Origin of the sequence: Limisphaera ngatamarikiensis, assembly GCF_011044775.1 — a bacterium.
GTDB classification, from domain to species: domain Bacteria; phylum Verrucomicrobiota; class Verrucomicrobiia; order Limisphaerales; family Limisphaeraceae; genus Limisphaera; species Limisphaera ngatamarikiensis.
In genome coordinates this window covers 65,000-75,502 of record NZ_JAAKYA010000015.1, presented here as the reverse complement: position 1 = coordinate 75,502, position 10,503 = coordinate 65,000, and the positions used below count along the sequence as shown (strand labels likewise).

Sequence of the window (10,503 nt, the reverse complement as noted above, 5' to 3'; positions counted from 1 at the left end):
CCGCCCAACCCCGCCAACCACCCCGGACCCGCATGACCTCGGGCCGGGAAAGACCGCATCCCATCGGCCCGTGAAACGGGAGGGACCGCGTCCCCGCGGTCCGCAGGAGTGAACGGGCGCAGGGGACTGCGCCCCTCCCGGCGTTGACGAGAACGGGCACCGAGGACGGTGCCCCTCCCGGAGGGTGCGTTTTCGCTCTGCCGAGTGGCACAGGCAATCCTGCCTGTGGCACAGAGGACTGTGCCCCTCCCGAACGGTGGAATGGGAGGGACGGCGTCCCCGCGGTCCGCAAAATCTGGTGGGCATGGAGGCAAGAATTTGCGGGCACAGGGGACCGTGCCCCTCCCTGAATGCACCGCTGGGAGGGACCGCGTCCTCGCCGTCCGCAAGAATTGGCGGGCACGGGGGACCGTGCCCCTCCCAGGCTACCGCCGAATCGCAAGGCACTCCACACACTCCGCCGGGCCGGGATCAACGGCGTCCCCGCGGTCTGAAGATTTGCGGGCACAGGGGACTGTGCCCCTCCCGAGTGGTGGAATGGGAGGGACGGCGTCCTCGCCGTCCGAAAGAGTGAACGGGCGCAGGGGACTGCGCCCCTCCCAAAGGGTGGTAAAAATTAACGGGCGCAGAGGACGGTGCCCCTCCCAGAGGGTCGGATGGGAGGGACCGCGTCCTCGCGATCTGAAGATTTGCGGGCACAGGGGACTGTGCCCCTCCCAGAGGGTGCGTTTTCGCTCTGCTCAGTGGCACAGGCAATCCTGCCTGTGGCACAGGGGACTTTGCCCCTCCCGGAGGTGACGACAACGGGCATAGGGGGGCTGCTCCCCCCCGAATGGTAGAGTGGAAGGGACCGCGTCCTCGCGGTCCGCAAGAATTGGCCGGCACGGGGGACCGTGCCCCTCCCAGAGGGTGCGTTTTCGCTCTGCTGAGTGGCACAGGCAATCCTGCCTGTGGCACAGAGGACTATGCCCCTCCCAAAGGGCGGAATGGGAGGGACGGCGTCCCCGCCGTCCGCAAGAATTGGCGGGCACAGGGGACTGTGCCCCTCCCGGAGGTGACGAAAACGGGCACAGAGGACTGTGCCCCTCCCAGAGGGTGGGATGGGAGGGACCGCGTCCCCGCGGTCCGCTAAAATTGGCGGTCACGGAGGACCGTGCCCCTCCCGGGCTACCACCGAATCGCAAGGCACCCCACACACTCCGCCGGGCCGGGATCAACGGCGTCCTCGCGGTCCGCAAAATTGGCAGGCACAGAGGACCGTGCCCCTCCCGGAGGGTGCGTTTTCGCTCTGCTGAGTGGCACAGGCAATCCTGCCTGTGGCACAGAGGACTGTGCCTCTTCCGGGGTTGGCGAAAACGCGCGCAGGGGGCTGTGCCCCTCCCGAATGGTGCCATGGGAGGGGCCGCGTCCTCGCGGTCCGCAAGAATTAAAGGGCGCAGGGGACTGCGCCCCTCCCAGAGGGTACGTTGTCGCTCTGCAGAGTGGCACAGGCAATCCTGCCTGTGGCACAGAGGACTGTGCGCCTCCCGAATGGTGCAATGGGAGGGACCGCGTCCTCGCGGTCCGCAAAAATTGGTGGGCACGGAGGCAAGGATTTGCGGGCGCAGGGGACTGCGCCCCTCCCGGGGTAAGGTAAACGGGCACAGGGGACTGTGCCCCTCCCGAGTGGTGGAATGGGAGGGACGGCGTCCTCGCGGTCCGCAAGAATTGGCGGGCACCGAGGACGGTGCCCCTCCCAGAGGGTGCAATGGGAGGGACGGCGCCCTCGCCGTCCGAAAGAGTGAACGGGCGCAGGGGACTGCGCCCCTCCCGGGATAAGGTAAACGGGCACAGGGGACCGTGCCCCTCCCGGAGGGTGCGTTTTCGCTCTGCTGGGTGGCACAGGCAATCCTGCCTGTGGCACAGAGGACTGCGCCCCTCCCTGAATGGATCGTTGGGAGGGACGGCGTCCTCGCCGTCCGCAAGAATGAACGGGCCCAGAGGACCGTGCCCCTCCCGGGGTACCACCGAATCGCAAGGCCCTCCACACACTCCGCCAGGCCGGGATCGACCGCGCCCCCGCGATCTGAAGATTTGCGGGCACAGAGGACTGTGCCCCTCCCGGGATAAGGTAAACGGGCACAGAGGACTGCGCCCCTCCCATGCGTGTTTCATCCGCACGGCACCTCTGTGCACGACCTTTGTGTCGCCCGTCCCTCCCCGGGTTCCTTTCGTTCCGTGCCTCCGGGGTTTATGCGCTCTGTGCCTCCGCGATGTCTTTCCGAGGTCGCTGCGGGTCCATGTCCCCACTTCATGCGACTGGTCTCCGCCCCCGGACCGCTTAGAGTAGCGTCGAACTGGTTTTCACTCTGGAGTTCTCAACCATGAAAACGCATGCCTCGTTTCTGACCCTGGCACTGGCCCTCGGCTGCACCGCCCGGGCCGACGTCGTCATCAGCACCTTCGACAACTTCACCTCCGACGCCTTGTACGCCTCCTGGGCCACGGGCACGGTCGTTTCCGGGCCCACGGCCTACACCATCACCGCCTCCGGCTACGGCAGCAACTGGAAGTACCTCGGCACCATTGACGGTACCGGCTACGACCTCCTCCAACTCACCGTCACCCTCAGCGGTCCGCCGGAAGCCAGCGGGTTCCTCGGCCCGATCGTCACCCTCAAAGACGCTGACGGCACGGCCTACAATTACGCCTGGTACGGCCAAACCCTGGGTTCCCACGTCCTCACCAGGCGCGTGGACCAGCCCACGTGGACCGAGCCCGGCACCGTGCCGGGCCTGGACCTGGCCACCCTCACCCATCTGCACCTCCAACTCGATCCCGGCGGGTACACCGGCACCTACACGGTCTCGTTCGAAGACCTGCGACTGGTGCCCGAACCGTCCGTGTGGGCCCTGTTGGCGCTGGGCGGACCGGCCCTCCTGCTGCGCCGCCGGCGTGCCTGATCCCCACGCGAATCCGTTCCGCCGAACCGAACCTTCATCGCGAGTGTGTCGCCCATGAGACCGGTCAGCCGTTACCTCCCCGCACAGGTCGGCCTTCTGGGACTGGGCCTGGCCCTGTCCCTGCGCGCCGAAACGGTCATCGCCACGTTTGACGATTTCTTCGCCCTGGACGGTCGTTTCGCCTCCTGGGGCAACGCCACCATCGTGGCCACCGAAACCAACTATTCCATCACCGCCACCTGCTTCGGCAGCGGTTACAAGGACATCAGCGTGGACGCCAGCGGCGAAACCACCGTGCAGGTGATCGTCACCCTCGACGGGCCCCCGGAGGCTGACGGACACCTCGGCCCGATCGTTTCCCTCGTGGACGCCGACGGTACCTTCTACAACTACGCCTGGTACGGACAAACGCGCGGTCGCCACGTCCTCACCATGGACGTAAACCAACCCACCTTCATCTCCAGTCAGGGCACCGTGCCCGGCCTGGACCTGGCGCACCTGGACTTCTTTCACCTGCAGCTCGATCCCGGATTCTACGGCTGCAACGGCCCGTACACCGTGACGTGGGAGGATTTCCGGCTCATCGGTGCGCCGGGCCTGCGAATCAAGGGTTGGGAGTTTGACCCGGCCACCTCCCGGATCACGCTCACCTGGGACAGCAAGCCGGGCAAACTTTACACCCTGGAATACACCACCGACCTGGACACGCCCTTCACACCGATCGTCAGCGACATCTACGCCGAGGGCACCGAGGTCACCTACAGCCTCAGCCTGCCGGGGTACGACAGGCTCTGGTTCCGGGTCATGCAACAACCTTGAACGCCGGCGCGCCGCCCGATTCGCCCGTGTCGCCGGGATCCTCCCCTCCAGTGCCACCCGCGCGGGCCGGCTCCTGCCGGCCACGGCGTGGTTGCTTGCAAGCGTTGGCCGTCCCGGGCTGGCTCCTGGCCTTCTGGCTGGGGCTCCATCCCGCGCCCGGTGTTGCAGCCGGGAAATGGCTTCTGGCCCATTACATGCCCTGGTACACCGCCCCGCCCGTCAGCAGCCGCTGGGGCTGGCACTGGACCATGAACCATTTCGACCCTGAAATCCGCGACGACACCGGCCGCAGACAGATCGCGTCCCATTACTACCCACTGTCCGGGCCCTACGATTCCGCCGACCCGGCCATCCTCGAGTACCACGTCCTGCTCATGAAACTGGCCGGGCTGGATGGCGTCATTGCCGATTGGTACGGCCCCGACGATTACCTCGATTACGCCCGCATCCACGAGCGGACGATCCTGCTCTTCGACTGGACCCGCCGGGCCGGGCTGCAGTTTTGTCTCTGCTACGAGGACCGCACCATCGCGCGGATGATCGAAGGCGGCTACATCCCCGCCAGTGCCGCCATCACCCGGGCCCGCGCCGCCCTGCTCGAGGCGGAAACCCGCTTCTTCACCCGGCCCGGCTACCTGCGCTGGCAGGACCGCCCCGTCCTGCTCAACTTCGGCCCGGTCTATTTCACCGGCGACCAGTGGCCCGCCATCTTCACCGCGCTGCAACCGGGCAACGCACCGGCCTTCTTCACCCTGGACCGCCGCGTCACCGGCGCCACCGGGGCCTTCAACTGGCCGCCCATGTGGGCCGCCGCCACCAACGCCGGTGTGCTGCACCCGCAAGCCCTCCGCGACTACCTGGACGGATTCGAACAAAAGGCCGCAGCCTGGCCCGCCTTCGTCAGCACCGCCTTCCCCCGGTTCCACGATATCTACGCCCAGGCCGGCGTCGGCCCCTCCTACGGGTACCTCGATGATGCCAACGGCGACACGTTCCGCCACACCCTCCACCGCGCCCTCACCAACCGCGCCCTCCTGGTCCAAATCGCCACATGGAACGACTTCGGCGAAGGCACCGTCATCGAACCCACCCTCGAATTCGGTTACCGTGACCTCATCCACATCCAGCAGGCGCGACGTCAGTTTCTGGATCCCGCCTTCCCGTACGGCCCCGAGGACCTCGAATTACCGCTGCGCCTGCTGCAGCTGCGCCGCCGGGACGCCGGTCGGCCCGAAGTGGCGGAGGAGCTTGACCAGGTGTTCGCCATGATCGTCGCCGGACGGCTCGCCGCCGCCCGTGCCCTTCTGACGGCCCTCGAACAATACCGCCCGCTGCTCCGTTCCTGGGCCATCGAAGGGGATACCCTGGAGCTTACCGTGGGCGGGTACCGGTCCGGCCAGGGCGTGGAAATCCAGTGCACCACCCAACCGCTGGAAGACACCTGGATCCCGGTGGCCCGGAACACAAACGATCCCCGCGCCACCGTGTTCCGGCTCCCCCTGCCCCGTGAGGGACCGCCCCTGTTCTTTCGGGCACGAAACCTCTGAACCGGCCGGGCCGGCGTTCCAATCGCCTCCTCTTGCAACCCTTTCCGTGCCCCCTCTCTGCCCTCTGTGCCTCCGGGGTGAATTCAGGTCCTTGTCTCCGTGGTTCCTGCCGCGCCGCAGCCCAACAGCCGCAGCGCAAGGCGCGACCAAAGCTCGAGCCGGTCCCACGGCCAGGCCGGCCCGCCCAGGGCCGAGGGCGGCAGCCATTGCAAATCGCCCAGCTCAGGGCCGGCCTGCGGGTGCACCTCTTTCACCGAATGCAAAAACACGGCCCCCAAATGCACCTGACCCAGCAGCGTCCGATTCTCATGAATCAACCCCAGAAACCGGGTGGTCCCGTGATGGGCGGCACCGGGAAATTCCTCGGCCAGTTCACGGCGTAATCCGGCCCACAACACCTCGCGCCAGAACCGTTCCCCGGACGCTGCCCCTGCCGATTCCGGTGCGTCGCCGGGATTGATGTGCCCGCCGATGCCCACCGACCACAAACCATGCAGCCGCGGTTCGGTCCCCTGCCGCCGGTACACCGCCAGTTCGCCCCGGCCGTTTTGGACGAGCACATACGGAATCCACTGCTTCGTGGCCGGATCATGTTCCGCCTCCGCCCGGGCCCGCCACCACGGCTGGATCCCTGCCAGCGTGGCCAGCAGTTCCCGCTCATCCATGGCGACGGCACCCGATTCCGGCAACCAATGCGCCGGCAGGGCCGAGGTCCGAACACATAAAATCCGCTCGTTCACCCAGGCTTTCATGAGAGCGCATCAGCCTCGGAAGTCGCCCGCCCCCGCGCAAGTCCCGGTTCACCGTTCCGGTTCAGGGACGCGGTATGCCCGACGAAATTCGCCGGAGCAGGGTCAGGCGTTGCGTCGCGGTACAAAAGGCCGTCTCCAGGGCATGCCGCTGCAGGTGCAGCAGGTCCAGCCGGGTCAGCCCGGGACACAAACGCGCCGCCAGCAGAAGGTTGTCCGTCAGGGAAGCCGCGGAAATGCCGATGTTGTCCGTGTTCACCGTGACCCGTACGCCCTCCCTGAGATAGTCCAGCAACGGGTAAGGGCCGGGCGCATGCGCCTCATGCCGCGGATCGGCCGGACCCGCCCGATCCGATCCGTCCAGTCGAAACCCTTTGATCTGCAGGTTGGCGTAAGGGCAGAGCTCCACCCCGATGCCCCGGTCCGCAACCGACCGCAACAGCTCCCGCGATTGTCCCAAACTCAACGCGTGTCCCAAACGGCGCGCGTTCAGGTCAAACACCGCCCGCCAGATCCCCTCCGCATCATCGTTCTCCCCCGCATGCACCGTCACAGCCAGCCCGCACCGGTGCACCGCAGTAAATTCCTCCCGAAAATAATGCGCCCGCGTCTTCTCGTCTTCGTACCCGGCCAGGTCCACACCCACCACCCGGCAGGCATTCTCATCCCGCCAATGTTCCGCCGCGGTCACCGCCAGCGCCAGATGCCGGGCGATGGCGGCGCGATAATCACCGGACGCACGCCGCGTCGCGATCAGGATCAGGTTGACATGGCAGGCCGGAAGCCCGCCGGGTGCCGTCCGAGCCCCTTCCATGCATTCCTGGAAAGCCGCGCGAATGTCCGCCAGCACGTCCCAGGGCGAACGCACCTCGGCATAATTTGCCGGCGAACAACGCACCTCGGCATAGCACACCCCCTGATCCACCAGGTGGCGGTACAGCAGCCGACACTGCTCGCGCAGGCACCCCGGATCCCTGAGCAACGCGGTGCCGTTGGCGTTGCCGAGCTTCATGTACTCGGCCAGCGGAATCGGTTGCGCCGGCAACGGCCAACCCTCCGGCAGACGCGGTTCCTCCAGCGGTGGGAGCTTCCCCGGATTCTCCGCCGCGTTCCGCACCCGCCGGAGAAGTTCCCCGTGCGTGGCAAAACCGCCCAGATGACAGTGCAGCTCGATTTTGGGCAACCCGGCCACCCACCGCTGATCCGCCGGCGCCCGGGGATCCAGCGGTTCACGAAGCCACGCAAGCTCTCCCTCGGACCACGTGGCCAGGTCTGCAAACGGCAGCTCCGGCAGCATCTCCCACGCGCCCGCGATCCGGGACGCCCTCTGGAGAAGGTCCTGCAGGAACGTGCCAAAGGCCCGGTCCTCCGCCTGCACCCGGCGCTCGTCCCCTTTTTCCTCGACCACCTGAAGCGGAAACTGCTCGGGCGCAATCCGCCGCAGCTGGGGCCAGCCCCGCTCCGGCCCCAATCGAATCCAGTGGAGATGCCCTTGATCCCGCGCCCAGAGGATCTCCTCCAGCGTCGAAGGGGGCATGAGCCTTCCCTGGGGCCCAACACAGCAATCGTCCGCCAGCACATGAAAAACCTCGGCCGCACCGAGGACCGTGGCCGCCTTTTGCATCGCGGCCGACATCGTTTTGAACCCGCCCGTGAGACAGACGAACCGCTGTTCGGGCCCGGTCCGGCTCGCCAAAAACCAGCGGAACATGACCTCTTCGAACCGGAAGTGGTCCTCCTCGGACTTCAAATCCTGAAACCCCGCCACCCGCGTGATGGTGAGGTTCACCCCCGGGGCGTGCCGTCGAAAGAATTCGCGGATCAGCGTCACGTCCGGTCGTTCCGTGGTCAGCACGTGGACACTCACGAACCTGGCTCCGGGCAGCAGGAACGCCTCCGGCACAATGGCCGGTGCCGTCCCGAGACTGACGAACAGGTGGGCCTGAACGTTCATGGTTGTGAGATCCCCTCCCAGTGGGCGCCGGCCGTGAGCCCCCGGAACTGCCGGCCGGCATCCCGGCCGGTCCCGACCCCATCCAACGCCCCCAGCACGCCGCAGAACGGGCAGCGCGGCGGCTCACCCTCCTGACCCCACCCATCCGGCCGATGCCACGGTTCGCCAATTTCCCGCCGGGCCGGCAGTTGCAGTGGCACCGCGTCCACCCCGCCGGCCGCGGATCCGTCCGGTGCTCTTGAGGATGCCCCTGACCGGTCACCTGCAGCAGGTCGGCTGGACGTTTTCCCGAGTACCTGTGTTTCCATGTGCAACCCCGCAGATTACGTCCGGGTGCTACTTCACGAGCTCCCAGGTCTTCGGCCGGGATAGTTTTTCGTTCAAAGCCTCCTGCGCCTTTTGAAGTGTGTCCAATGTGGGCGCGGTAATAAGGAGTCGGGGTTTCTCCTCCAGCCGGACAATCTTGAATTTGACCGTGGAGGCTTGGCGGTGAGGCGCTGCCTGTCCAAAGACATCCGGCATGCCGTTCTTCGTGTCGGTTGCAGCTTTTCTGAGCTCTTCGGCACTGGCCCCAACCTCGTCGCCGGCCAACATCACCGGCCAGTTGCAACCGCATTCGTTCAGCCGCTGACGCAATTCCGCCGCCGTTTTCGGCGCTGTGCCATCGCCGGGCCAGACGCTGCCCGCACCGCGATTGGCCCGCAAGCCGAGTGCGCCAAGCAAAAGCCAGACTTCGAGCGCGTTTTCCACTTTGCGCTGGAGTTCCGGTCCCAACGGGCTCAAACGATCGAACACCTCCAAACGAAAACGCGCGCCCCGCAGGAAGGCGGCTTGTGGGGCGGCCTGACCGCCTGTTTTGTGGGGCAGGGTTGGGGGATCCGGGTCGGCTCTCTGGGCCCTAATGTCTTTGATACGGAATACCAGACGCGACGCGACCACTTGATCTCTCAGGGCATGACCAAAGCCCTTCATCCCGCCAAACACGGCCTTTTCTTCATCGGAGGTTCCGCCAAGGGCTCGAAACCACCATCGAACCATCCCTCGGATGGAAGGAACCCGGATTTCCGGTGTGTCCTGGTAGGCGCCGCGGTTGAACAGCGGCGTCAGCACTTCGATCTCACGTTGCCAGTTCATGGTTACTTGAGAGTGATGCCCAGTCGTTGAAGGATTTTCCTGCCGGCTTCGCCGTGCCGACCACTGGTGAACGATTGCCAATAGGGGTTATTCTTTCGCAGCCGCTGGCGTTCATTCTGCGGAATGACCGCTTCAAAAACGCGTTTCAGGTCGGCATCGCTTTGCAAAGCTGCGATTTCAGGCAGTGCAGCCGGGAAGTTTCCCGTCGCTGTCAGTTTACCGCGCCACTTGGCAATGAGGGTGTCGGCGGGCGAATCGGGCGGCGCTTCAGGGCGCGATGCGGTGGCCGTACCTGTTGCAACTGCTTCCGAGGCTGCAACCGGCCGGGAAGTTTTACGGCCCAGTTCGAACCACCCATATCCGGCAGCGGTCTTGGCCCCGACGCCTCTCTTTGTGACTGCGCGCTTCAACCAGTCCCTGGCCTGATCCAATAGTTCTGCCGCCGTGATGCCGGCAACCGGGGGGACACGGTTCAACAACACCGCAAACCCAAAGGTCGAACCTTTTTCGACAGCGGGGAAGTAGTTGGGGACCGGATTCTCGTTGTCGTCAGCCCGACTGCGTTTGCCCCGGTAATATTCGGGGTAGTGCGGGTTGACCATGTCCACGACAAGCGTCGGCGGCGTGGTTGGGTAGGCCGGCAGGAAACAGGCGCACCCCTTGAAGTCGTTGGCCCCGATCTCTTTGGCGGTTTCCCGGGCATTGGCAGCACCGCCCGCCCACGCAAAGTCGCCATGGTCCTTGATATCGTTTGCGCCGTAACCGAAGAGCAACATCGCAAGCCTCAGAAGTGGCCGCTTATCGTCGGGTTGGGCTTCATGGATTTCCCAAAGCGCCTGATTCCGGGCGATCCCCTTTACCGCGCTGCCCGGGATGAACGGCAAACCGAAACAGCGATCCAGCGCGATGCCGGCATTTTCCACGACGCCGCCGGCGAGGTTCACCATCAGGCGCGCGCCGAGCGTGGCCTCGAATGTCGCGACGCGACCCGCATAGGATTTGTCGAGGTCGGTCAGAAACCTGGAGGCGCCGCTATTCGCTGCTTTGACCAATTCGGGATCGAAGCGGCCGACTTTGGACATTTTATCGGCGATTTCCGCGTCCCGTTGTTTTCGTTTTCGGACATTAGGTTGTACGTTTTTCCCGTCGGCCTCACGGCGGAGCCGCTCGGCGTCGCGGCGCAATAACTCGGAACCGCGGGTGACGATGCGCAACACGCTCCACCGGGCTGCATCGTTGAGCTTCTGGTCATCTCCGATGCCCCATGACTTGGGCAGCGCGAACTTTTCGTACAGCAGGCCGCGGTTGTCCACGTTTTCGGCCCAGTCGCCAATCAGTTGGCGAACGTCAGGACTCAT

General features: G+C 65.7%; 7 protein-coding genes. 3 read left to right on the top strand and 4 right to left on the bottom strand.

Features of this window, described 5'->3' with window-relative positions:
* Window positions 1-2,363: 2,363 nt before the first annotated feature.
* The 3 genes from G4L39_RS03335 to G4L39_RS03325 all read left to right on the top strand — a co-directional run bounded on the left by G4L39_RS03335 (window position 2,364) and on the right by G4L39_RS03325 (window position 5,308).
* Entirely contained in the window at window positions 2,364-2,942 is a 579-nt protein-coding gene (locus G4L39_RS03335; RefSeq protein WP_165105899.1) for a PEP-CTERM sorting domain-containing protein, read from the top strand.
* Between the two features lie 54 nt (window positions 2,943-2,996).
* On the top strand, window positions 2,997-3,761 hold the full coding sequence (locus G4L39_RS03330) for a hypothetical protein (RefSeq protein ID WP_165105897.1): 765 nt from the start codon (window positions 2,997-2,999) through the stop codon (window positions 3,759-3,761).
* A gap of 95 nt (window positions 3,762-3,856) precedes the next feature.
* On the top strand, window positions 3,857-5,308 hold the full coding sequence (locus G4L39_RS03325) for a glycoside hydrolase family 99 protein (RefSeq protein ID WP_165105896.1): 1,452 nt from the start codon (window positions 3,857-3,859) through the stop codon (window positions 5,306-5,308).
* A gap of 83 nt (window positions 5,309-5,391) precedes the next feature.
* Here the strand turns inward: G4L39_RS03325 and G4L39_RS03320 are convergent, their stop codons facing one another.
* The 4 genes from G4L39_RS03320 to cmr6 form a co-directional block, all read right to left on the bottom strand.
* The gene (locus G4L39_RS03320) at window positions 5,392-6,060 is read right to left on the bottom strand and encodes an NUDIX domain-containing protein (protein WP_165105894.1); all 669 of its coding nucleotides are present in this window, start codon (window positions 6,058-6,060) and stop codon (window positions 5,392-5,394) included.
* 61 nt (window positions 6,061-6,121) lie between these two features.
* Window positions 6,122-8,011: a CRISPR-associated ring nuclease gene (locus G4L39_RS03315; RefSeq protein ID WP_165105892.1), complete on the bottom strand. Its 1,890-nt coding sequence runs from the start codon at window positions 8,009-8,011 to the stop codon at window positions 6,122-6,124.
* Window positions 8,012-8,347: 336 nt separating this feature from the next.
* Entirely contained in the window at window positions 8,348-9,145 is a 798-nt protein-coding gene (cmr1, locus tag G4L39_RS03310; protein WP_165105891.1) for a type III-B CRISPR module RAMP protein Cmr1, read from the bottom strand.
* A gap of 2 nt (window positions 9,146-9,147) precedes the next feature.
* Window positions 9,148-10,503: a type III-B CRISPR module RAMP protein Cmr6 gene (cmr6, locus tag G4L39_RS03305; protein ID WP_165105889.1), complete on the bottom strand. Its 1,356-nt coding sequence runs from the start codon at window positions 10,501-10,503 to the stop codon at window positions 9,148-9,150.

Coding starts and splice junctions, on each gene's coding strand:
- G4L39_RS03335 (WP_165105899.1), top strand. CDS start 2,364: ATGAAAACGCATGCCTCGTTTCTGACCCTGGCACTGGCCCTCGGCTGC.
- G4L39_RS03330 (WP_165105897.1), top strand. CDS start 2,997: ATGAGACCGGTCAGCCGTTACCTCCCCGCACAGGTCGGCCTTCTGGGA.
- G4L39_RS03320 (WP_165105894.1), bottom strand. CDS start 6,060: ATGAAAGCCTGGGTGAACGAGCGGATTTTATGTGTTCGGACCTCGGCC.
- G4L39_RS03315 (WP_165105892.1), bottom strand. CDS start 8,011: ATGAACGTTCAGGCCCACCTGTTCGTCAGTCTCGGGACGGCACCGGCC.
- cmr1 (WP_165105891.1), bottom strand. CDS start 9,145: ATGAACTGGCAACGTGAGATCGAAGTGCTGACGCCGCTGTTCAACCGC.
- cmr6 (WP_165105889.1), bottom strand. CDS start 10,503: ATGAGTCCTGACGTTCGCCAACTGATTGGCGACTGGGCCGAAAACGTG.